Annotated in this window: 16 protein-coding genes; 1 reads left to right on the top strand and 15 read right to left on the bottom strand. The window is 40.8% G+C overall.

Translation table 11 applies throughout. The annotated features are described in order from the left end of the window. Window positions 1-40: 40 nt before the first annotated feature. Genes KTR07_RS01840 through KTR07_RS01815 form a run of 6 tightly spaced genes read right to left on the bottom strand, consistent with a single transcriptional unit; the run spans window position 41 to window position 12,183 of the window. Entirely contained in the window at window positions 41-2,023 is a 1,983-nt protein-coding gene (locus KTR07_RS01840) for a BACON domain-containing protein (protein ID WP_008766220.1), read from the bottom strand. Window positions 2,024-2,040: 17 nt separating this feature from the next. Beyond that, a complete protein-coding gene (locus KTR07_RS01835) occupies window positions 2,041-4,755 on the bottom strand; it encodes a DUF4458 domain-containing protein (protein ID WP_008766221.1) in 2,715 nt (904 codons plus the stop codon). Between the two features lie 45 nt (window positions 4,756-4,800). Then, the gene (locus KTR07_RS01830; RefSeq protein WP_008766222.1) at window positions 4,801-6,753 is read right to left on the bottom strand and encodes a DUF5003 domain-containing protein; all 1,953 of its coding nucleotides are present in this window, start codon (window positions 6,751-6,753) and stop codon (window positions 4,801-4,803) included. Window positions 6,754-6,770: 17 nt separating this feature from the next. Then, entirely contained in the window at window positions 6,771-7,670 is a 900-nt protein-coding gene (locus tag KTR07_RS01825) for a DUF4984 domain-containing protein (protein ID WP_217315025.1), read from the bottom strand. Window positions 7,671-7,687: 17 nt separating this feature from the next. Next, window positions 7,688-9,223, bottom strand: a complete 1,536-nt coding sequence (locus KTR07_RS01820; protein WP_008766224.1) for a RagB/SusD family nutrient uptake outer membrane protein — start codon at window positions 9,221-9,223, stop codon at window positions 7,688-7,690. Window positions 9,224-9,240: 17 nt separating this feature from the next. Continuing rightward, on the bottom strand, window positions 9,241-12,183 hold the full coding sequence (locus KTR07_RS01815) for a TonB-dependent receptor (RefSeq protein ID WP_008766225.1): 2,943 nt from the start codon (window positions 12,181-12,183) through the stop codon (window positions 9,241-9,243). Between the two features lie 658 nt (window positions 12,184-12,841). Here KTR07_RS01815 and KTR07_RS01810 point away from each other — a divergent pair. Then, window positions 12,842-14,767, top strand: coding sequence for an NAD(+) synthase (locus KTR07_RS01810; protein WP_008766228.1), 1,926 nt, complete (start codon window positions 12,842-12,844; stop codon window positions 14,765-14,767). A 114-nt stretch (window positions 14,768-14,881) separates the two neighbouring features. Here KTR07_RS01810 and KTR07_RS01805 read toward each other — a convergent pair whose 3' ends face one another. From KTR07_RS01805 to KTR07_RS01765, 9 genes are all read right to left on the bottom strand, one after another. After that, entirely contained in the window at window positions 14,882-15,442 is a 561-nt protein-coding gene (locus KTR07_RS01805) for a dual specificity protein phosphatase family protein (RefSeq protein ID WP_008766229.1), read from the bottom strand. A 39-nt stretch (window positions 15,443-15,481) separates the two neighbouring features. Next, window positions 15,482-16,606: a bifunctional histidinol-phosphatase/imidazoleglycerol-phosphate dehydratase HisB gene (gene hisB / locus KTR07_RS01800; RefSeq protein ID WP_008766230.1), complete on the bottom strand. Its 1,125-nt coding sequence runs from the start codon at window positions 16,604-16,606 to the stop codon at window positions 15,482-15,484. A 3-nt stretch (window positions 16,607-16,609) separates the two neighbouring features. Then, on the bottom strand, window positions 16,610-17,650 hold the full coding sequence (gene hisC, locus KTR07_RS01795; RefSeq protein ID WP_008766231.1) for a histidinol-phosphate transaminase: 1,041 nt from the start codon (window positions 17,648-17,650) through the stop codon (window positions 16,610-16,612). Beyond that, complete coding sequence (hisD, locus tag KTR07_RS01790) at window positions 17,647-18,930, bottom strand: histidinol dehydrogenase (RefSeq protein ID WP_008766232.1); 1,284 nt, start codon at window positions 18,928-18,930, stop codon at window positions 17,647-17,649. The genes hisC and hisD overlap by 4 nt, the downstream gene beginning before the upstream one ends. Before the next feature lie 12 nt (window positions 18,931-18,942). Beyond that, window positions 18,943-19,794 carry an ATP phosphoribosyltransferase gene (hisG, locus tag KTR07_RS01785; protein ID WP_008760516.1) on the bottom strand — a complete coding sequence of 284 codons (852 nt, stop codon included), beginning with the start codon at window positions 19,792-19,794 and terminating at the stop codon, window positions 18,943-18,945. 253 nt (window positions 19,795-20,047) lie between these two features. After that, complete coding sequence (locus KTR07_RS01780) at window positions 20,048-20,539, bottom strand: PaaI family thioesterase (protein WP_008766233.1); 492 nt, start codon at window positions 20,537-20,539, stop codon at window positions 20,048-20,050. A gap of 75 nt (window positions 20,540-20,614) precedes the next feature. After that, window positions 20,615-22,519 carry a fimbrillin family protein gene (locus KTR07_RS01775; RefSeq protein ID WP_113748593.1) on the bottom strand — a complete coding sequence of 635 codons (1,905 nt, stop codon included), beginning with the start codon at window positions 22,517-22,519 and terminating at the stop codon, window positions 20,615-20,617. Window positions 22,520-22,828: 309 nt separating this feature from the next. After that, window positions 22,829-23,482, bottom strand: a complete 654-nt coding sequence (locus KTR07_RS01770) for a DUF2490 domain-containing protein (protein WP_008766234.1) — start codon at window positions 23,480-23,482, stop codon at window positions 22,829-22,831. A gap of 204 nt (window positions 23,483-23,686) precedes the next feature. Further along, complete coding sequence (locus KTR07_RS01765; RefSeq protein WP_011107160.1) at window positions 23,687-25,033, bottom strand: MFS transporter; 1,347 nt, start codon at window positions 25,031-25,033, stop codon at window positions 23,687-23,689. Window positions 25,034-25,039: the final 6 nt, after the last annotated feature.

The raw sequence follows: 25,039 nt of genomic DNA, 5'->3' as shown, positions 1-25,039 counted from the left end.
TAAAATTATTCTTGTTAATGATATTTACTCTATAGCCCTGCTAGTCTGTAGTTCCCGACAATACAAATTTTCTAAAATACAACGGATAAGCGACACCGCTAACAATTTGATTTGTCCCAGGGTCTGTACTTCCGTAATAATAAGAAAAATCGTAGTTTACGATATCCACATTATTGAATCCCACTGTATTTCCTTTTGAGTTTCTGCCGTCTTCTTGCTGATTGAATATCATGCTTTCGGGTCCCCAATATACAAAGTAAGGATGGAATAGCAACCAATTAGGCAAAGCACCTGTCAGGAAGTTCAAATTAATATGAACTGTACGGGCAAACGGTAACACACGCGGAATATCCTGCCCGCTTACTGGAGTCTGCTTCCGATATCTTACCTGATTGTCGGTCGTCAACAGCCACTGGCAAGTATCTCTAGATATCTTATCCATGAATATGGATGGCTTGGCAGTCAACTCATCTTTACTGAAGAAATCATCCGATTGATAAGTTTCCGGTTTATCTGCAGCTCTCAATGCCGCTCTCACCTCTGCGTCTGTAGGTAATTCTCCCTCCAAGAAGTTGTATGACATTTGCAATGAAATCAGTTTATCCCAAGTCAATAACTTCAAGAAAGCTTCTCTTTCAGGTTGTCCTTGAGAAATATCAACATGCAGACCGACATCCCTACCATTGTATTGGTTGTTCCCATCAATCAAGCTCATATCTTTCAGTGTTTCCGTAGCACGACATCCGGTTAATGTCAAATATCTCAAGTGCGGGAAATTCTTTTCGTTCACCACATCTGTAACTACAGACAACGACTGGAAATTATTACTTGCCAAATCCAAATTCTCCAGTTTCTTACCCAATTTAATAAAATTCTCAGGGAGAGCATTTATACCAAAAGAGAATATTGTCAGATCCTTCAGATACTCCAATTCGCAAATTTCTTCTCCTAAAGAAATAGTACGTATTTGTCGGTTGGCATTACTCTGAACTGAAAATGATTCCAGGTATTTCAGATGACGAATTTCTTTGGGGAATGTTTCACCGTCTTGCAAATCAATCATTGCATAACTTACAGACCTCACACGCCCTACAGCTTCAGTAGGAACTATTCCATCTTTTATTTCTTTATCAGTAGCTTCCCAAAGGGTTACAAAACTCCAGTTCATCATACTTTCACTGGTATCAAAACTCATCATGCTCTGGAGTTTGCTATTGATAGTAATAATAGCCAATGAGTCACCGGCACGATTATCCTCAATCTTCATAGCTGCTTTTTGTGTTACAGTCAACACTACAGCATCTATTTTATTACCGTTATTGTCCACCAATTGGTCATTCTCATCTACTGGAACCAGATGGATCTTTGCCACACGGGTATAGGGAGCCACATTCATTCCCCAACGGAAATCCACTTTAAGAGTACGGGGACGTGCTCCTTTGTCTAAATTCACCGCTAGATCTTTATCCTTCGGCAATGTCACCCAACCGCTACGTTCTCCTTCTACCTCTCTTTTCTCCTCTTCAGTCATCGTAGCCTCTTCTGCGAAAGAATAATCCACACTTCCGATTTTGAAATTTACGTTAGTAGAGATAATTGATTTAAAGTGACGGTTATCGAATGCATCCGAACTGGGGATTTCCACTTCAGGTTCTTTCACCAAGATTTGCTTACCGAAACCGAACTGTGTAACCGTAACCAAGCTAGGCTCACGACCATTCATTGTGAAACTTATCTGTGCTGTACGCGCAACATTCGTCAGTGTAGAGTCTATGGTAAGTTCACATACCGCTGAACCAAAACCGTTTGCCGGTGAAACGGCAATCCAAGGTTTAGAAACGCGTACCACCCATTGATCATTAGATGAAACGGCGATCTTCTCTGTTCCTCCTTCTGCACCGATAGCTATTTCTTCTTTATCTACCGAAATGCCATCGATCCTTGTTTCGTCGTCATCCTTACATGAGGAGATGATCCCCATGCAAAGAATTAGTCCTAATGTTATTTTACTAAAATATTTCATTAATAGATTCTTTTATATTATCGTTCAATACCCAAAGCATCACAACCACGAATATCTTGTGTCTTATCATATAACAGAACATACATACCTGCCTCAATATAAGGACATACGCTAGTTACATCAATCGAGATGTTGGGATTGTCTGCAATATCCAATATATAAAGCTGCGGTGTCAGTTTCTCGTCTACTTTACGGATGTCGTTAGAACCAATTTGCAATTGGATCAAACTAGGGCAAGTAGTGATACCGGTCGGCCATTGGCGCAAGATACGATTGCCTTCCGCATCACGTTGATGGCGAATTCCGAAAGCTTTCAACTGGCTACTGTTCAACGGTTGCGTCGGGAACGAAGAGAAACAATTATAGCTAACGTCCATATTGCTCAAATAAGGTAAGGTAGTCGCCCGGAAGTCATCAGACAAGCTGGTCAATTTATTGAAACGCAAATCTATAGTAGTCAGCAAATACGTATTCTTATAGTTTCCGTCTTTTGGTTTCAATGAATTTTCCGGAATCGATGTCATTAAATTGTTGCTCAGGATAATTGTCGAAATCGGAGAACCGGTTGCAAACAGTTCTGTAGGGAACTTCTGGATTTCGTTATATGACAAGGTTACCGTTGAGGCATTAATACCTTTGTAATCATCCATCGAACAACTGATGTTACGTCCCTCCGAACCTATTTTATTATACGAGAAATCTACAGATCCCATCACATATACCGACTTGGCATTGAATATATTCGGAATATATTTCAGCTTATTATGAGAAAATCCTAAGCCTTCCACTTGATCGGTAAATGCACAGAAATCTTCCGGAATCTCTTCAATCTGATTGTAGTCTAACTTAAGGTCAGTCAGTTTAACATTGGTACCAAAAGCTTCCAGATGTCTTACCTTATTATGCACACAATCAAGTAAGCCTAGTTTCACCATCTTCTGTAAAGAAGCAGATGCGGGAAACTCTTCCAAATTATTATAACCCATATAAAAAATCTGAATTTTAGGTCCTGTATCCTCATCGTCAGCGAGTCGTGTCCAATCAGCTTTTAATTGGGCAGCACTAATGCCTCTGTTACATGCAATGTTCAATGACTGTAATTCAGGAAGATCATACAAGAAGTCCGGAAGCTGCGTCATATTCGGACAGTTATACAACTCTACATCCGTGAGATCTTTCAAATTACTCCAACTCAATTCTTCATTTTCATACTGTTTGGCATAATCCGAGTTGGCATCTTCCCAATCGACAGCAATATTATCATAGGTAAAAGGAGAATTAGCAAAATAGATAATCTGCAACTTGGTCAACCGTTGAATAGCCTTCGAAATAAACGTTATTCGATTGGTAAGATTACCGATTTGTGTATCTTTCAATGAAATACGGCTATCCTTCTTGATCGGTTTCATTTCAGGATTTCTATTAATGGCATCTTGTAGTAGGTCTGACAAATTCAAGCGTTGGTCATAGTCAAGGAACATTTTCTTATAGTGCATACGAATTCTATGCTTTCTTTCCTCGCTCATGTCCGGAGTCAGTTCTTCATCTCCAAATAATCTGCCGCTCACCGTTTCGCTATGTGTACCGAACGAAAGCACTTTTAATTCAGTTAATTGTCCGATAGCATCGGGTACTCTGCCTTTGGCACCGAAACCGGCAAGCGAGAGTCCGGTGACACGCCCATTATTATCCAAATCAACACCGGGTTGGTCACCCCACATATCAAGTTCTTTGTTGAAGTTCCAGTTTAAACTGTGAATAGTATTGTTTATCGTCCCACTATAATATCTCCAATTCTTTCCGTCCAAAGCTTCCCAAATGGCTTTCAGCGCTTTATAGTCTTTAATGTACTCCGCCGTTTCCTTCAATTGGATAGGGACGTTGGCATCTTTTGTCAATTTGTTGTCTATCACAGTAAAAGATTCTCCTCTTACAGATTGCGTTTCCAATTCCGATCTTTTGATACCGCTTTGTGAGTAGGTGGTATATGCTACTACCTGATAGGTACCGGCAGGAAGCCATACGGCAGAGTCGCATGTTGCTACACCTATATCCATATACTTATCATTGGCATTATCGGGATTTTGGTGTTCTTTAGAATCTTCTTTATAGGTGACTTTCATCCCCTTCAATTCTGTGGTGACACGATTAAAGGAATTCATCACCGTAACATCGACATAGCGAATATTGCTGAATAAGTATTCGCCGGCTGCACGTGTACTAATTCCTTCTTTCGACAATTTAAAGGTAACGGTTCCATGCGGAACTGCATCTACAGTCAATGCTTTTTCCAGCAATCCTCCACTTACAACTGTCAGTTCATTGTCATCGCCGGCAGGTCCTGCCAACAGTACCTCATCAAGACCGTCATACAAATAATAGCCGACAATCTTATAAGTACCGGCCAGTAATTGCAATTTGTCACTACGCAGACCATATTCCGCATTGTTCGCATTGTATGCGTTCAGAAGCAGAGTTTGTGAAACGGTGGTACCGTTATGCGTCATCACCACCTTTATCTTCTGTGCACTAGACATTGATTCAAGTTTGCCCACAGCACGAGTGGTTGTTCCTTTCTCAAAAGAGGTACTCTTATAGAGTTTAAACTGCACATAACCGTATTGGCTTTGCAGCTCCTCGTCATCATCGGAACATCCTGTCACTACCAACATTGTCAGCAGGCCGACAATAAAAGGCAGGAAGAATATTGAGTATATTTTATGTAGATTCATTTATAATCTATTATTCGTTATAATTATTCACAAGTAAAATATGCATTATATATTGATAACCAGCATATGCTTGCTACCGTCTTCTCCGGTAATTATTAAAAATACAGTTTTAGTTAAACTGCTTCCATTGCCCAACCATACATTCAAATTTTGCTTTCCGGTACTCCAATCTTCAGATATTTCAATATCTGAAGATGCATCAACTATCTTTTCGTCAACATCATAACATTTGAAATCAACTATACTGGATGTATTAAGTGTCACAAATATAGACTCCCCAATCGGCGGATTTTTTATATCAGAAATATCAGTTACCTCATATTGGGTAATGAAATAATTAGCACCTCCCATACTACCATCATAAGCTGTACAACTCACAGGAGCTAATTGGCTGGTAGTTACAGTAAAGGGCACATCTCCTCCACCGCCACTTCCGGCATTGCTGATTCTGACAATCAACATCAGTTTATTTCCCGATTCATCAGAGACTATTAAAAATACATCTTTACCGTTTGCAGCCTCTGTATAGATTGTTATGTCAGTTTCGCTTATTGGTTCAGTAACGCCATTGGCCTCTTGTTCATCTTCAAAGTAATAGCAAACTGAATTGCTCCAATTAAAAGGCATTTTTGCCACAGTAGCGACTGATGCAGGCTGTTTTATCTCAAAAATTCCTGTCACGCCATACTCTGACTTAAAGTAATCTGCATCGCCACCTGTATAAGACGTACAATCAATAGGATTATATGTTTGACCGTCTACCGCAGTAATGGCTAGTTCATCGCCACCGCCTTTCGTTTCTTTCTGAGTAAACTGAAGAACAAGATTAGACTGCTCATATTTATAAACCAAATCTTCACCGTCAATGATGGTCGCTTCCAAATTATCTTTGATATCTTCATATTGAGCACGTGAGAAGACAAGAACATATCCAACTCTTTCAGCCGGTTCGTACGAAGCAGGAGTATATTCGTCTACAATAAGTGTCGCTTTACCACCTTCACGTTCGCAACGCATCCATTCATTATAGCTGGCATCCATGATATACAAATCATTATTGTTGCTTCCTTTTTCAACGAATACTACCTCATAATCATCGTTCAATGTTTTAACAGTAAAAGGCACACGATTCTTAAGAGTCGTAGTACTGCCTCCGGTACCTGCCACTCCACCTGCGCTCTGAGTAAAAGTCTTTCCGTCCAAAGATACAGCCCAATCATACTTATTAGATGACGGAAGTGTCATTTCCAGTACACCCGGAGTCATACCATCATAAGAAACGTTGAAAGAATAGAATGCTTTTCCTTCTTCATCCGAGAACGTTATCACATTTTTATCTGAAGCCGGAACCGGATATTTTTCACGGTTATCATCTTCTATTATTTTCAAGCCACCACTTACTTTCTGATTAACCGGACCAACAAGAGAACCACCTTCGAGTTCCACCCATCCCGGCAGATTGGTAGCAGCAAAGCGGAAGTTTGCTTGCACACTAAATTTAGAAAAGTGTTGGTATCCTACTTTCAGTTCGTTAATCTCTACTCCTTCTTCATCGAATATTTTCAATTCATATCCTGCTGCCGAGCGCGTAACCTCACCGATCACAATAGTCTGACCACCCATTGTTAACTCCAACTTAGCCACACTTGCGTTATCGTTATTTTGGTTTTCATTAGTAGCCATGATTGTTACGGTTTGCGTTCCAGCAGTTCCGGATACTACAAACTCTTCCGTATCGTTGTTCTGAAACTTACACCAGATTGTTGATGATGCCAAACTCCAGTTAGTATTAGCCGTGAAAGTGAACTCTTTTTTCTCGCCTGCATTACAGACAATATTTTGTTTTTCCGGAAATATCGGAGTCACCGTATCATCATCATCGTCCGAACATGCCGTCAGGCAGAAAGTCATAAGTAAGCCAATGAAGAAGCAGCTCTTGCACAACATCTTCATGCAAGAATCTCCTAGTGGTTTTAAACTAAACTTTTTCATATCCATTTATATTTCTTGTTTTTTTAATATCCTTGTTCTTTTAATTTCTCCGCTTCTGCTTCGCTTATCCATTCGATCACATTGACAAACGTGCCAACCGTACCGTATGATGATCCATCTCTATTGTTCACGCTTAGCGTGACATACTGTAGGACGAAATTTTCGTTAGTACTGAAGTAAGAAGTATAAGCGGTAGGTTGATTCATCAGCAACTTGCCATCACCGTAAATAGTTCCGAAAGCCGTTGCTGTAGATGCACAAAGCTGTTCATCCATTTCAACTAGGGGTTCTTGAACATCCTCACGGTTGAAAGTGATTTCCGTATCGTATCCGTCATAGTAAAGACCATGTATGGCAATGGTATTTTCTTTGCCTTCTACGATATCCGAAGTTACCAAACGCAATTCTAAATTGTTCAAATAACTTGCAAAATAAGTCGAACAGACAACACAATAACCTGTAAAGTTTTTAATGTCAAACGGACGGATTTTCTGCATTACAACTTTTGCTTCAGTTCCATAGAGTCCCCATTGTTCCGTTTCAGGAATTACCAGTCGCAATGCAAAACCCAGCGAATCATTAATTTCCAGATTATCATAAATACCTTGTACCTCTAAATTGGTACTCCTTTCTCCCGCCTTAATGGTAACGGTATTCGACAGAATTTTATAATGCTTACCTTCCACGGCATTACTTTCGCGATCAATTACTTCGACAGCGAAGGTCCGGTCATGATCGGCAGCCACAGTAGCAGAGATCGGAACATTGAATATCTCATTCGTTTCTTGCACGGCATACGTATAAAGCGTGTCAGAAAACATAAGATAACTGGGTCCGTTGTATGCCACCTTGTCCTGATCGCATCCGGAAAGAGCCATCAGAGCAGCAACGGCTGCTATACATCCTAATAATAATTTCTTCATTATCATATGCTTTTAATCTATTTGTTACTTTCATTCGGTTGAACCTGCGAACCGGGAGCATCCAGTTCATGCTGCGGTATCGGCCATACAAATAATGGATCATCTGCTTCCACTTTCAAGCTGCTACCGTTAGCCAGTGACTGGTCTTGCGGCTTCCGTTCGAATCCTTTATGCCAACGTTTTAAATCATGGAGACGAAAACCTTCCATATAAAGTTCTTTCACACGCTCTGCTTCGATAACTTCCATTGCATTGGAAGCAGACAAAGCAGTAGAACCACCGTAAGTTGAATAACGTGCTGTACGGAGAGTCGTAATATCTTTTCCTGCACGACCATAGTCAGGTTGCGCTTGCTGCACATAAGCTTCAGCACGTATCAGATATTGTTCGGACAGACGAAGCACTTTAGGCATAGATACGTGAAGGATCTGGGCATTTGTAAATTCTTCATTGCCCAAATACTTAATCAACAAAGGCCAGGAAAGACCGTGGCTATAGCCGGTAGTGTATGTTTGAAAGAAACTTGACACACGTAAGTCGTTACTATCATACGAATTGATAGCCCAAGTTGCCGGTACATAATCCGGACGGTAGCTACTGTAATCATAGTTAAAAAAGATCTGCCCCAAACTACCACCATAAGAATTTACAGTAAAACCAACTTTCCAGATAGCTTCGGTAGAGAGGTCGCTAGTCCACATATATTTATAATAGCTGACGTTTTCGGACACATAATTTGTACAACTGGACAATAGGTAATAATTACTGTCTATTACTTTACTGGAATACTTAATAGCTTCATCCCATTTTCTCATATAAAGAGCTACACGTGCACGCAGTGCGTATACAGTATATTCATTAAAGAATGCAGCAGTGTTGTACAAAGCATCTTTGCCGGTAGGCTGGAAGTCTTTATCCAATGCCAGTAACTCAGCAGCAAGATCAAGATCGTCTAAGATAAACTGATAAGAATCTTTCAGCGAAGCACGCTTCATTTCTTCGTTTCCCTTATAATGTCTAGTCAAAATAACACCCAATTGATTGGCAGCATCTTCATCGCTTTCATAAGCCTTGCAGAAAAGTTTAACCAGTTCCGAATAGGCAATCGCACGGGCAAAATAGGCTTCACCGCAACACTGGTCAATCAGATCCAAATCATCATCATTAGTTGTGTTCTTTCTTACATTATCCACACGGTCGAGCAGAAAGTTACAGCGATTGATCACATTGTACAATGCAGCATAAACACCTTCAATATTGGTATTGGTTGCCAATATGTCTTTCCAACGCCAGATTTCTCCGTAAATATTCGTATTACCATTTACTCCATACACTAAGTCTGTCTGCAAATCGGGCAGCAATGTAAGACTCCCGGAATAAAGAGAACTACTTTTAAAAGCATCATAGATACCTATGACTGCTAGATTTACGTCATCTACCGTTTGGATTGCCTCATCGAAAGGTATAGAATCTTCAGGCATCTTATCCAAACATGAAGTAGTGGATAACACCACGGCAGCCAACAAGATATATAATTTAAATTTCTTAATCATCTTTCTTTTATATACTATTAGAATGTAACTTCAATACCCAAAGTGAATTGGCGCGAAGCCGGATACTGTGCTCTATAAATATTGCTTGCAACTTCGGGGTCTAGTCCGGTGAAGCCGGTCCAAGTCAGTAAATTCTGTCCTTGCAAATAGACACGTGCAGCTGAGAAGAAATTAGTTTTCTTCAACCACGGCTGCGGAAGTGCATATGCCAATGTCAGATTCTTCAAACGAAGGAAGGAAGTGTTTTCAAGAAAGCGATCGTCCAATCTCGCCACCACGTCGTAGCGGGGAATATCAGTAATATCACCGGGCTTTTTCCAACGATCATACAATAATCGTTTTGACTGATTATAGGCACTATAGATTCCGTTACTCTCTTCAAAGAAGCGGTCATTATTCATCACGTAGCGTTTCGCCATCCAACTAAATTGAGCTGACAACGAAAGACCTTTCCACATAAGAGTAGTTCCAAAACCACCCGCCCATGGAGAGTCGAATGTCTTACCGGTCATTACTTTATCTTCTTCACGGAATTCAGTAGTCAGTTCTCCGTCAGCAGTATACCACAATGCATCGCCATTGGCTGGATTCACACCGGCATAACGATTCATGAAGTATTCGTGTACAGAATGTCCCACTACGTATTTCAATCCGGTAGTAGAGTTAACATATTCTTCTACACCGTTGTAGAGTTCCAACAACTTATTCTTATTATAAGAGAAATTTGCACTAAGATTCCAAGTAAAATCTCTCGTACGGATGACGTCACCATCCACTGCCACTTCAACACCCCGGTTCATCATCGCACCGATATTATCCCAATGACCGGATTCACCGGATATGGCATAAGACTGAGGAACAAACATCAACATATTAGTGGTCTTCTTATGATAAAAATCGAAGTTTACATTCACTCGATTAAAGAGTCCGACACTCAAACCGATGTTGTTAGCCCAAGTCTGCTCCCAGCCTAGCTCTTCGTTTCCACTCTGCAAAGGAAACAGACCAGCTTGATCAAGGTAGTTAGCATTTCCAGAAACAAGCGCCAGATGATCGTAGTCAGGAATAGTGGAGTTACCGGATGTACCTGTGCTCAACTTAATCTGAGCACCAGTCAGCCATTCCACATCTTTCAAGAAAGCTTCGTTTTTTATGTTCCACATAAAGCCCAATGACCAGAAAGCCCCCCAGCGATGATCTTTACCAAAACGGGAAGAGGCATCTGTACGTGCAGCAACTTCCGCATAATACAAATCTTTGTAATTGTACTCGGTACGGAAGAAAAACGACATAAAAGAATGGGCTGTATTAGCATCTTGCCATGAAGAAGCCCGTGTACCGGCGGTTACATTTGTCAATCGGTCAATGGTCTGTCCTCTCGTTACTACTTGAAAACCGGTCGAACGATAGTCTATCCCTTCTTGTCCCAACATAAAGTTAAATGAATGATCCTCATTCAATGCCCATCGGTAATTTGCAGTAAGAGTTTCAGTCAAGTTTAGAATATCCGACGAACTGCGTCCGGCCCTTCCTGAATTATTATTAATAATGTAGCTCGGATAAGACTTCATAAAAGATGTAGAGTGAGCATAATCAGCACCGAATTGTGCCCGGACAGTCAAGTTCTTAACAGGAGTAATATCTGCAAAAACAGTTGACAACAACTTATATTTTTTATGTTCTACAGGGTTATTTGCCATCCACTCAATAGGGTTCTGTCCTGTCCCTTTCCAAGTTCCGTCATTTTCAGAAGCTAAAGAGCCATCAGCATTATAAGGATTCCAGTAAGGCAACATAAAGCGTGAACCGGAAATAGGAGTATAAAGTGCCATATCTCCTTCTTCAGCCTGCGCTATTTCCTCATAAGCCATCATCGTATTGGTACCTATTTTTAACCAGTTGCTGGCTTTTACCTCCGCATTGGCACGCATGTTATAACGACGGAAAGTTGAACTTTGGGCAATACCGTCCTGATCGTAAAATCCTCCTGAGACATAGTAGTTCAAACGATCGGTAGCACGGTTAACAGACAGTTCATAGCTCTGCAACGGTGCACGGTCGTTAAACACTTCATCCAGCCAATTAATATTAGTGCGGGAAAGCAGATTGTAATCTTTACCGGTATCCTGACCTATTTCCTTTTCAAATTGGATACGCTCCGGTGTATTCATCATCATCCAGTTATCATTCGACGCCAATTGTGAGAACCCCCACTGTCCGCGCAATGTCACTTTTGCTTTATCCATTGCCAATCCGCGTTTAGAAGTGATAACAACCACACCATTCGCTGCACGTGCACCATAAATAGAAGTGGAAGAAGCGTCCTTCAACACAGAGATAGACTCTATATCTCCCGGACTGATCGTATTAAAGTCAGCACTGGAAATAGGCACACCATCCAAAATAAACAACGGTGCCGTACCCGAATTAATTGAATTCGTACCTCGAATCTGGAAAACAGCCGCCTTACTAGGTTCTCCCGAGTTAGAGATTACAGATAATCCCGGTGTCTGTCCCTGCAGTGACTGATCAAAACCTGCAGCAGGCACATTTTCCATTTTTTCCGCTTTAACAGTGGATACGGCACCAGCAATCGTCCCTTTTTTACGAGTTCCATACGCTACTACCACTACCTCATCTATTAAAGCAGCATCTGAAACCAGACGAACATTCAGTGTTCCGGTTTTGGCACTAACCGCATGTGCCTGTGATTGCATACCGATATAAGAGAACAGCAAAGTAGCACTTGCCGTACCCTTAATCTCAAGAGTGTAATTACCATCAATGTCGGTAATTACACCATTTGTAGTACCCTTCTCTAAAATAGACACACCAACCATCGGCTCATTATCTTCTGCCGAAACAACATGTCCTTTTACCTTATATCCACTCTGTGCAAAAAGCATAAGAGGAATATTCAGTAGAGCAAAGAGTACAAACAAGAGAATTGATTTTCTCATCTTTGATACTTGAATTTAAATTAATGAATTGATTTATTTTTTACAGATTTATCTACAAAACGAAAACTTAGCATATTACGCTTCACGCATGAAACAGCAATATACTTCTCCCCTTGGAGCGACTTTGAAAAGTATACTTTTATCATCGTTCCAGGACAGACTATCAAATAGTCTATACAATATATAGAATAGGGAAATTAGCTTGGCTGGTTTTTAATATTACGCCATATGTCTAAATAAATGTCTTGTGTCGCTGCAATACTAATAAAGTGTATGTCCATCTCTCTAAAATTATAGATATTAATAAGTGCTTATCGTTTGTTTAGGTGTAAATTGCCTATAAAATTCTTTAATTTGGCTACAAATATAATTATAATAGTTAAATAGAAAAAACAAAAAGTCTCATTTTTTATACCAAATTTCCTCAAATGTCTTTTTATTGCATAATTAACAAAATATTAATAAACAAATAGATATATCCCATATAAACCGTCAAAAATAAGACCATCTTACTTTCCATTTGACATTCTTATTAGTTGCTTATGCAATAGTCATTAAAACGACATAAGACACCTCATTTTGAGGATTCAGAGTCAAAAGGGCAAAAATCCAAAACTATTTCCTATTTTTGTACCCACTATATATAAAAAGGTACAAGATGAACTACGGATTCGTAAAAGTAGCTGCAGCCGTGCCACACGTTAAAGTGGCCGACTGTAAATTCAATGTAGAGAGAATAGAAAGCCAAATCGCAATAGCTGAAGGTAAGGGTGTGCAAATCATAGTATTCCCAGAAATGAGTATTACCGGATATACTTGCGGTGACTTATTCGGACAGCAGATTTTGCTGGAAGAAGCAGAGATGGGGCTAATGCAGATACTCAATAATACCCGCCAACTGGACATCATCTCTATTGTCGGCATGCCGGTAGTAGTCAATTCAACCGTGATCAATGCCGCCGTAGTGATTCAAAAAGGAAAAGTACTAGGTGTTGCTGCCAAAACTTACCTCCCCAATTATAAGGAGTTCTACGAACAGCGCTGGTTTACTTCTGCCCTTCAACTGACAGAAGATACCGTACGCCTATGCGGACAAATCGTTCCCATAGGTGCCAACCTGCTGTTTGAAACTTCCGATACGACTTTTGGGATCGAAATTTGCGAAGACCTTTGGGCTACCATACCTCCCAGTTCCTCATTGGCTTTACAAGGAGCAGAAATTATTTTCAATATGTCTGCCGATAATGAAGGAATCGGAAAGCATCATTATCTTTGTTCTCTTATCAGTCAACAATCAGCACGTTGCATTGCAGGATACGTATTTTCTTCCTGTGGTTTCGGGGAGTCCACTACGGATGTAGTATTTGCGGGAAACGGATTGATTTACGAAAACGGCTCATTACTGGCACGTAGCAAACGTTTCTGCATGGAGGAGCAACTGATCATTAGCGAAATCGATGTGGAACGCATACGGGCAGAACGTAGAATCAACACCACTTTTGCTGCCAGCCAGGGAAATCCAGGAGATAAAAAAGCAATCTCCGTCGCAACGGAGTTTATTAATAGCAAAGAGCTTACTTTGACCCGAGACTTCAATTCACATCCTTTTGTCCCCCAAGGAGCAGAACTGGATGAGCATTGTGAAGAAGTATTCTCTATCCAAATAGCCGGCTTGGCACAACGACTGGTTCATACCAAAGCTAAAACAGCTGTAGTCGGTATTTCCGGCGGATTGGATTCAACACTGGCATTATTAGTCTGCGTGAAGACCTTCGACAAACTCGGTTTACCCCGCAAAGATATTCTGGGAGTTACAATGCCAGGCTTTGGAACGACTGACCGTACTTATAACAATGCCATTGATTTAATGAAATCATTGGGCATTTCTATCCGGGAAATCAGTATTCAAGATGCCTGTATCCAGCATTTCAAAGATATCGATCATGATATCAATGTACATGATGTCACCTATGAGAACTCTCAGGCACGCGAACGCACACAGATATTAATGGATATCGCTAACCAAACTTGGGGAATGGTAGTGGGTACGGGTGACTTGTCAGAACTTGCACTCGGATGGGCTACGTACAATGGAGATCACATGTCTATGTACGGTGTCAATGGAAGTATTCCCAAAACACTTGTGAAGTATCTAGTGCAATGGGTAGCGGAAAATGATATGGATGAGGACGCTAAAGCGACTTTACTGGATATTGTAGATACTCCTATCAGTCCCGAATTAATTCCAGCTGACGAAAACGGGGAAATCAAACAGAAGACCGAAGACTTGGTAGGGCCTTATGAACTGCATGACTTTTTCCTCTATTACTTCCTGCGTTTTGGTTTCCGTCCTTCCAAGATTTACTATCTGGCTAATATAGCTTTCAAGGATGTATATGACAAAGAAACAATAAAGAAATGGCTATCTACTTTCTTCCGACGTTTCTTTAATCAGCAGTTCAAGCGCTCCTGTCTGCCCGATGGTCCGAAGGTAGGTAGTATTTCCATCAGTCCCAGAGGTGACTGGCGAATGCCAAGTGATGCAAGTTCAACTATCTGGCTTAAAGAAATAGAAGATTTATAATCTCTTTGATCTTTCTTCTGTGACATTTTTGTATTTATCTTAAGTATTATACGGGGTAAAACAGAAATGTCACATAACTGTGTATCAATCATACAGAACATACGGTCAATTGCACTATTGTAATACTTCTCTTTTAATACGTTCTATATCAGCCTTCTCAATAGTGCGAATGATATTTTTATAAATACGATGAAAACCGAAACCTCCTTCGGTCATTTCCTGAATAGCTTTTTGCTTTGACACTCCTTGAAATACAATACGATACATAGCACATACTGCGCCTGTCCTATCAGAACCGTGATGACAATGAAAGACGATTGGCCCTTTGCGGTTCTTGATAATGCGCAATGCATTGATCAATTGATCTTCACTGACTGAATGCGCTTTCATTTTTAGCCGATAAAGCTTAATCTTTGTTCCTGCCGCCTCATCATCGTCACTATGCCTGTTGCGAAGATTCAGCACTTCACGAATACCGTATTTCTCCAAAGCCTTAAAGTCAGCATCCGATGGTTGCTCCGAACGATATACACCTGAGTCTATCTGATACAAATTAGTCAGTTTACTATCGGGAACAGTTATCTTTTCAGCGTTTATGTTTTGACCATAAACCGAAAAAGACATCACTATCCCGATAAATAAACCAAGCCAAATTCGTTTGTTATTGATTATCATATAGCAATCCTATGAGATTATATAATATGATGAGGTAAATTATAGTACTCCTTTGCTCGAAGGAAGCTCAAAATGATAGATATCTCTTTTCAATGCCATTTTCAGGGCACGTGCAAGCGCTTTAAAGATACCTTCTATCTTGTGATGCTCATTCTGTCCTTCAGCCTTGATGTTCAGATTCATTTTTGCAGCATCACTCAATGATTTAAAGAAATGCAGGAACATCTCCGTCGGCATCTCCCCTATTTTTTCACGATTGAACTCTGCATCCCATACTAACCAAGGACGACCTCCGAAATCAAGGCAAACCTGACAAAGGCAATCATCCATAGGCAAAGCATAACCATAACGTTCGATTCCGCGCTTACTGCCCAAAGCCTGATAAATACATTCTCCCAAAGCGATGGCAGTATCCTCAATGGTGTGATGTTCATCCACTTCCAGGTCGCCTTTTACCCGAATGGTCAGATCCATTCCGGAATGCTTGCCTATTTGTTCAAGCATATGATCGAAGAAGCCAAGACCGGTAGAAATATCACAGCCTCCATTTCCATCAAGATTGAGAGACACATAAATATCAGTCTCCTTCGTTGTACGGCGAACTTCTGCTTTCCGCTCACCGGCAAAAAGAAACTCTGCCACCTGATCCCAGTCTGTTGTTGCAAGTGCACAAACTTCTTCCAGACCTTTCTCTTTCAAATCATCTGTTGCTTCTTGCAGATAAATAGCACGGCAACCAAGATTCTTTGCCAGCTCCACATCAGTAGGACGATCACCGATTACAAAGCTTTCCGCAAGATCATATTCCGGATTATCAATATACTTCGTCAACATTCCTGTACGCGGTTTGCGAGTCGGCGCATTATCTTCCGGAAAACTACGGTCGATCAGAATATCATCAAAGGTAATGCCTTCTCCGGCCAATGTTTTCAGCATCAAGTTGTGAGCAGGCCAGAAAGTGTCTTCCGGAAACGAAGATGTACCCAGCCCGTCCTGATTGGTAACCATCACAAATTCAAAATCAAGCTTGCTACGGATAAAGCCCAAATTACGGAAGACTCTCGGATAAAATTCCAGCTTTTCCAGTGAATCAAGCTGATAATCAATGGGAGGTTCAATGACCAATGTCCCGTCCCTATCTATAAACAATATTTTCTTCTTCATATACTATCCTTGATATTTTTTGAGGGCAGCAAGTAACGTATTATTCTCCACTCTGGTACCCACCGTCACACGCAGACAGTTGCAACAAAGCGAAATGGAATGACGGTTGCGCACTATGATCCCTTCACCTACCAAATAATTGTAAATCTTCACCGCATCCGTTACTTTCGCCAAGAAGAAGTTGGAATCGGACGGGTACATTCGGACTGTACAAGATAATTTCGCAAATTCTTCTTCCAGATAGTCGCGTTCTTCCTTCAATGTTTTTATCCAGCGTTCTATTTCATAATATTTATGCAGCATAGCAATAGCCTGCTGCTGTGTCAGCTGATTCACATTATAAGGATACTTGATTTTACTCAGGATTCCGATAATTGCTTCGGATGCAAAAGCCATACCCAAACGGATAGCAGCACATCCCCAAGCTTTGGAGAAAGTCTGAAAAACAACCAGATTCGGATATTTATCCAGCTCTTCGAGGAAAGAAGGTGCTTCGGAGAAATCATTATACGCTTCATCCAATATGACCAATCCTTCAAATTCGCGGAGTATTTTTTCTATTTCAGAACGTAGCAGGTCGTTTCCCGTCGGGTTATTAGGTGAACACAGGAAAATGAGTTTCGTACGCTCATCTGTAGCTGCAAGAAGCTTTTCTGCTGAGAACTGGAAGTTTTCGTCCAACAAAACTTTCCGGTACTCCACATTATTCACATCGGCACAGACCTGATACATACCGTAAGTCGGATCGATAGCAACTACGTTATCTTTTTCCGGTTCGCAGAATGCACGAAACACCAGATCAATCGCCTCATCACTGCCGTTTCCTAAAAAGATATGCTGGGGAGAAACCTTTTTAATTTTAGACAACAGTGTTTTCAGTTCCCACTGCATGGGGTCCGGATAGCGGTTGTGAGGCAGGTTATAAGGATTCTCATTCGCATCCAGAAAAACGGAAGCCACAGCGCCTTTATATTCATCACGAGCCGAAGAATAAGGCTTTAGTTTCCATATATTCGGCCGGGTAAGTTCTTGTAATGTTTTCATTTCAATGTATTTAATCGTACTGTAACTGCATTCTTATGAGCATCCAGAAGTTCGTTGGCTGCCATTTCTTCAATAGCCGGCCCGATAACTTTCATGCCTTGAGGAAGAATTTCCTGAAACGTGATTTTCCGGATAAAGCTGTCCAGGCTCACGCCGCTGTATGCTTTCGCATAACCATTAGTCGGCAGCGTATGGTTGGTTCCGGAAGCATAATCCCCTGCACTTTCCGGCGTCAATGAGCCAAGGAAGACGGAACCGGCATTTATTACACGTTCAGCAACTTCCAGATAATTTTCAGTCTCTACAATCAGATGTTCGGGTGCGTATGCATTCGTCAACTCTAACGCTTCATCCATGTCCTTCACCAAAATCAGTTTACTGTTTTCCAGAGATTTCGCAGCAATTTCCCGTCGAGGAAGCTTTGCCAGTTGGCGGTTTACTTCTTCCATTACTTCTGCCTGAAGCTTTTCAGAGGTTGTTATCAACATCGCCTGACTGTCCACTCCGTGTTCTGCCTGCGACAGTAAATCTGCCGCAACAAACACCGGATTAGCAGATGCATCAGCCAGCACTTCCACTTCGGAAGGACCTGCCGGCATGTCGATGGCTACATCCCGAAGACTTACCAACTGCTTGGCAGCCGTCACATATTGATTTCCAGGGCCAAAGATTTTGTAGACTTTAGGAACACTCTCGGTTCCATATGCCATAGCAGCGATAGCTTGCACTCCTCCCGCTTTGAATATCTTACTGACACCTGCCAGTTGAGCGGCAAAGAGAATAGCCGGATGAATATTTCCGTTTTTATCGGGAGGGGTACAAAGCACAATTTCCCTGCATCCCGCAATTTTTGCGGGAACAGCCAACATCAATACCGTAGAGAAAAGCGGAGCCGTTCCACCGGGAATATAAAGCCCCACCTTTTCGATACCTACCGCCTTTTGCCAGCAAGTTACTCCTTCCATTGTTTCTACCTTTTTGCCAACGAAGCGTTGGGAAGAGTGGAAAGTTTCAATATTCCGTTTAGCCAGCGTAATGGCAGATTTCAACTCGTCGCTGATCAGTCCTTCGGCTTTCTGTATTTCTTCGGAAGTCACAGTGAGAGCAGACAAAGTCACCTTATCAAAAGCCGCCTCATATTCCAAAACAGCTTTATCACCTTCCGCTCTTACCTTATTTATAATAGTACGAACTGTATCGAACAAGCTCTCCGTATTCAAAGCCGGACGCTTCAGAAGTTCTGCCCATTGTTCTTTGGAGGGATATTTGATTAGTTTCATCATTCAAACTTATTAGACTATCATTTTTTCAATCGGCAACACCAAAATACCTTCAGCACCCAGTCCCTTCAATTTGCCAATGATTTCCCAAAAACGCTTTTCATCTAGTACAGTATGAACAGAGCACCAGCCTTCTTGTGCCAATGGCATAATAGTAGGGCTCTTCATACCAGGTAACACGGCAATTATTTCTTCCAGTTTATCCTTCGGAGCATTCATCAGCACGTATTTCTTGTCTTCGGCAGTCTTTACTGCATTCATTCGGAACAAAAGTTCTTCCAGTACTTCTTTCTTCTCATCGCTCATGTTTTTGTTGCCAATCAACAGCGCTTCGGATTTCATCACTACCTCCACTTCCTTCAAGCGGTTGCTTACCAAAGTAGATCCTGAACTTACGATATCAAAGATAGCATCTGCCAGTCCAATGCCCGGAGATACTTCTACCGAACCGGTAATGACATGTATCTCTGCATTTACTCCGTTCTTCTTCAGGAAGTTTCTCAAAATGACCGGATAAGAAGTAGCTATTTTCTTCCCATTGAACCATGACAATCCCGGATATTCAATGTCTTTCGGCATTGCCAAAGACAAACGACATTTGCTGAATCCCAATCGTTTGATGATTTCAGCATCTTCCTCTTTTTCCATAAATTCATTCTCACCGACAATTCCCAAATCAGCTACACCGGTAGCTACTGTTTGCGGGATATCATCGTCACGAAGAAATAAAACTTCGATAGGAAAATTGGAAGACTGCACCAACAAAGTACGCTTCGTTGTACTGATTTTAATATCCGACTCTCCTAAAAGTGCCATTGTCTCTTCGAAGAGACGTCCTTTGGCTTGTACTGCGATTCTTAACATGATTTTATTTATTATTTTATGATTTACAATTCGAACAATTCAGAAATAAAAAAAGGCTTACCGTATTCGGTAAGCCTTCGTTATCTTTATAGAGTTATACACACTATCAATCACGCCCACCGAGTTATTCGTTAGGAAAATGATGATGATGATGTGCAACTGTATATTTCATATTTCTTTTATTTAATGCGACAAAAGTAAAGCATTTGTTTGATACTTCCAAACATTTATCACAAAAAGTTCAGTTTTTATTTCAAATTAAAGGCAATATCTCTTCTGGCTCTACATCACACTTATCAAAGTGCATTTCATCTTTCGACTTTTCGTGCGAGAACGTAAAGTACGTACAAACCGCTTCGGTACATACTTCGCCATCCTTATTATATAACTTAGCTTCAATAATTACAATATTTCGCTTGACTTCCTTAATAGAAGCACGCAACACAATATGGGAATCAGTAGTACTGACCGGCTTGCGGTAACGAGTCTCCATTTTTGAAGTTACTCCCGTTGTCTGTAATTTACGAAGTATCACCCAAGCGCAAATTTCATCCATGAGAACAGCCTGAATACCACCGTGCAAGGTATTGATCCATCCCTGATATTCAGGACGGGGTTTCCAGATACTTACCACTTCGTCGCCATCTTCATAAAACTCCATCTTTATTCCGGCTTCATTATTAGGGGCGCAACCAAAGCAATTGTACCCTTCCAGACCTTTCCAGGGATTTATTATTTTCTTCATAATCTATGACTTCTATTTAAGTTTCACTTCCCAAATATAAGCAAAATATAAAAAAGAAGAACAATTTTCCACGATTTACTTTCGGATGCAACGAATGGCGTAAGCTTTGTCTAACCCGGTGTTTCCCTCTGCTATTTCGTTTTTATCACTTCTCAACAAGAATATTTTCTCATCCGCATCTGTCCCTGCTTCATTCAAAGTCCAATAAGAAAGATATTTTCCTTCATAGGCAGACTGAAACTTACCGGCATACATTCCTACCGGATATCCATCAAAACCCGTGAGATTGGTAGCAGTTCCTACTATTGCACCGGCACCGGTACTTATTGCTTTCCATGTCCCGGTTTTCAACAAAGAGGCATCATTACTCAAATAAGTTTTCAGCATATTCCAATCATTCCAATCAGGCATATTCCACCCCACAGGAAGCAGCTTATTACTGACAATTGTTCCAAAACTATAAAAATAATAACTCTTATCTGTTTGAGACAATAGATAACCTGTCGCTCCGGCATTCATAATCTCCAGTTTCGGAATTTCTTCTCCATCTATATATAATGATGTTTTCAGATTACTTCCCATCCAATACTGCGTACCAATTTTCACTATCGGGTAATTGTGAATACTACTCCCACGCACATCACGCATTATATCTTTCATGGCCAATACGGGCAACATTTCTTCAGGCATAGACAATGCTATTTGTCCGTCAGGCAAAATATACACCTTACTTCGGGCAGCCTGATTTCCAGGAGTATATTTCAATGAATGTTCTTTCAAATCCCACGCTACAGTTCCGCCGTGCACTTTATCTGCATGTCCGACCAATTGTACTACCGTTCCCTTGGATAAGTCAACCGCATGGTTATCTTTCATCGGATAAACGACAATTGCCTGTGAAGAAAAATCAGGCGTCACTAGATATTCTTTACATATTTCTGCTACCTGCTGCCCAGCACTCAACACTTTATACACCTTCGAATCGTCAAATACCAATTTTGACACATCCACATAATTGTGGAAAACTTCGGACCCGGACTGCCCTGTATTTCCATCTTCCCAACTATTGATTTCTCCTTCGACTTTACTTATCAAAACATCTTCGGTCGGGATGAAGGAAATCGCCAGCTCACTCTGCTTACCACTCTGCAACTGCAATGAAGAGGGCAATGGGCTGGTATATATCTTACCTCCAACATCCAATACGATATATTGATAGCCCAAAGTGGTTTCTTGCGGAATAAGGATCACTTCTTTTCCGCTCAACCGATCTCCCTGTATCTCCCATTTTCCGGCAGGAGTAATGCTTTTCTCATTAGAAAAAGCGGAATAAGTTTCTTTTTGGAAATCATAAACCGCCTTAGTATAAAAACCACAAACAGAAAGTTTTGGGTCAGCATCCAGTATACCCTGCAATTCTTCACCTTCCTTTCCTACCAAAGCGATTTTTAATTTGAAAAATTTGTGATCATAGTGCAGGGCGATGGCTCCTTTAGGAGCTGATTGCAGATTTTGAGAAGCAACCAGAAAATCAGAGCAGAAATAGCCGGCAGAAAGATTTTGATCTGTTTCTACCGCCACCGACATCGTACTTTCTCCCATATTCACTCCCTCTTCCTGATAAGGATAATAACTGATCAAACGTAATGTTACCTCATCATCAGGATAATAAATCGGCTCACTGGACTCAAAAACTTTTTCGGAAGTACGAAAGAAACGCAAATTATCCGCATAACGTTCTTCCTTCATGGTGGAGGACCCTACAAGGGCAAATACTCCCACTTCATCATTCTCTTCAAAGCCATTGCCAGCAACACGTGTATATGTCACTTCATGAATATCAGCAGTAAATTTCAATGGAATATCTCCATTGCTGACTGCAGCCTTCTCTCCCGGAATATGATTTACACATGCTAATACAAAAAAAGAAGAAAAAAGGCACACAGCGATTCCTTTTTCCATTCTAAACAAAATATTCATGTCCTCTTTATTTAAATATAAATAATAAGAAATCTTTGATTGGGCAGAAAGAAGGACATAAGAGGAAGTATTCACTTTCAGTTATGAGATTCCACACAACACGTCTGTTGCGACTGGAGAATCATCAACTCCAACATTTCATTCTGAAATGCCAAAAGCAAAAGTATAAATCATAAATCAACCAATACTTCATTTTCTTAAATAATATTTATATTTATTCATAAGTATCAAATTAGTAGCACTTTATGAATCAGGGATATTTCAAAACCAAATAGGCTTACACATTATTATATTAGTAATCTAACATTTTCAAAAAGAATAGCCTATTTCTACCCCGGCAATATGTTTACCTTTTGGAGACTCATACTGATAACAATAAAAAATATCTAACGCCCATCGTTTAGCCAAAGCTATCTCTACTCCAGGCCGATAACGCATACGATCTGCTCTCCAAAAAGGAGCGTCATCCAAACTTTGATAAATTTCAATTGAGAAGTAGGGGGAAACGATTCCTTTTTCAGGTGCATAAGCTAATTTTAAGCGGGAACGAAGGCGAGCTTTTGAATCTCCACGGTCAAAAGTTTGCTGAAACCTTTCTCTCAAAGCAATTTTCAACCACTGATATTGAAAACTTGCAGTTGCTCCAAAGTTATAACGGTGTCTGAATTTCCATTCCGAATCTCCCAAATTCCGGAAATGAGTTTCATATCCGGCTTCCAGTTTCAAAAATGAATAAGCCCGATACTCGCCTCCAATGGCCAATCCCAAACGGTCCATTCTACTTACGTCATCCTTTGTCCGAAACTCCAGATTGCTTAAAAGTGAAAATCGGGGATCGATCTTATAGTTCACTTTGAATTTAGTCCATGTAGTGAAATCATCGCTTTGCGCAAATACAGTGGAAGTCATTCCAGCCAATAGCACAAACAGCAGTATTTTAGTAATTGCAAATATTCTACTCATCGATTACCGGGTTAAAAGTACAAAGATAATAAATCTCCCGCAAAGAAAAATTATGATACTGAAATAATTCTGAAATATCAAGGCTCATTCCTTTAAAAGAAACACCCCGTTGGTTTTAAAGGAACAGGTCGTTGGTTTTAAACCAAGAGCCCGTTCCTTTAAAAGAAAAAGTACCTATTTTATACTCCACTGATAATCAATGATTTATTTTTGCTTCGCATTCCACACCCATAAAGCGAAAAATACCGACAATATAGCCGATCCGATCCAAAACCAATTGATATAAGTAAAGTCGTAAACCTCTACCCCACTCCGGATCGTTTTATGTCCTTCAATCAAAACTCCGCTCATGACATCTTGCAGCCCAGCTCCGATATAACTGGCAATTCCAACAACTCCCAAAGCAGCTCCCGAAGCATTGCGAGGAGCAATATCAACAGCCATCAGCCCACCTAAGAAACAAATCAGTACTCCGATGCCCAGTCCAAAGAGGATCATTGCCACAGCATCGAGCCAAAAGTGTACCCCTGGCACTAATAAGAACAAACATAATGCTAAAACATTCGTCAGTCCGAAAATCAAAGCCGGAACATTACGCCGGCCACCAAACAGTTTATCAGAAATTACACCGGAAAACATAGTGCCGATAATACCACAAACAGAACTAATGGAAATAATGAAACTGGCATCCAAAGTGGAATATCCTTTCTGTGCTTCCAAATAAAAAACTCCCCAACTGTTTACCGCATATCGGCTGATATACATAAATGCACTTGATAAAGCAAGGATCCAGATAGCAGGCATTGTCAGAACCTGCCGTTGAGCTTTATTAAAATCTGTCGTTTCGGAAGCACTCATCGTTTTCTTTTCTTTCGGAACATTGACCGGAGGAAAGCCCTTGCTTTCGGGACTGTCATGAAAAAAACGCCATACAATTAATGCCCCCAGCAATCCTACCATACCCGCCCCAAAGAAACCATAACGCCAGCCGCAAACACTAACAATAGATGCTACAATTATAAATGTCAGTGCTTCACCAATATTATGACTGGCGGACCAAAAGCCATAATAAGAGCCACGTTCTTTATCCGTGAACCAACGGGAAAGTCCGACTACACACGAAGCAGCCCCCATAGACTGAAACCAGCCGCTGACTCCCCAAAGAACAGCAAACAAAATAAATGAATGGGAGAAACCGAGACAAAGATTAATCAATGCGGTAACAAGCAGGCCGGTAGTCATAAAACGATTTATATTACTTCGATCTGCCAGAAATCCATTCGTAAATTTACCCACCGCATACGTAAAGAACAGCACCGAACCGATTATTCCGAGTTCCGTTTCAGAAAAGATTCCCTCGTCTACAATCGGTTTCTTTACTACATTCAAGCTCAACCGGCAGACATAATACATACCGTATCCGAAAGTTGCCGAAAGAAAGGTAGACCATTGCAGATATTTCAACCGACGCTTGCCAGATGAAGACATAACGTCTCCGTTACAAGGCCCCGGTGAAGAGACCTTGTAAAAATTTATAAGATGTTTCAGCATGAAGGA

The organism is Bacteroides sp. MSK.20.82 (assembly GCF_019052485.1).
Lineage (GTDB): Bacteria > Bacteroidota > Bacteroidia > Bacteroidales > Bacteroidaceae > Bacteroides > Bacteroides thetaiotaomicron.
Note: the sequence above shows the minus strand (reverse complement) of the source record. Positions and strands in the feature narration are given on the sequence as shown.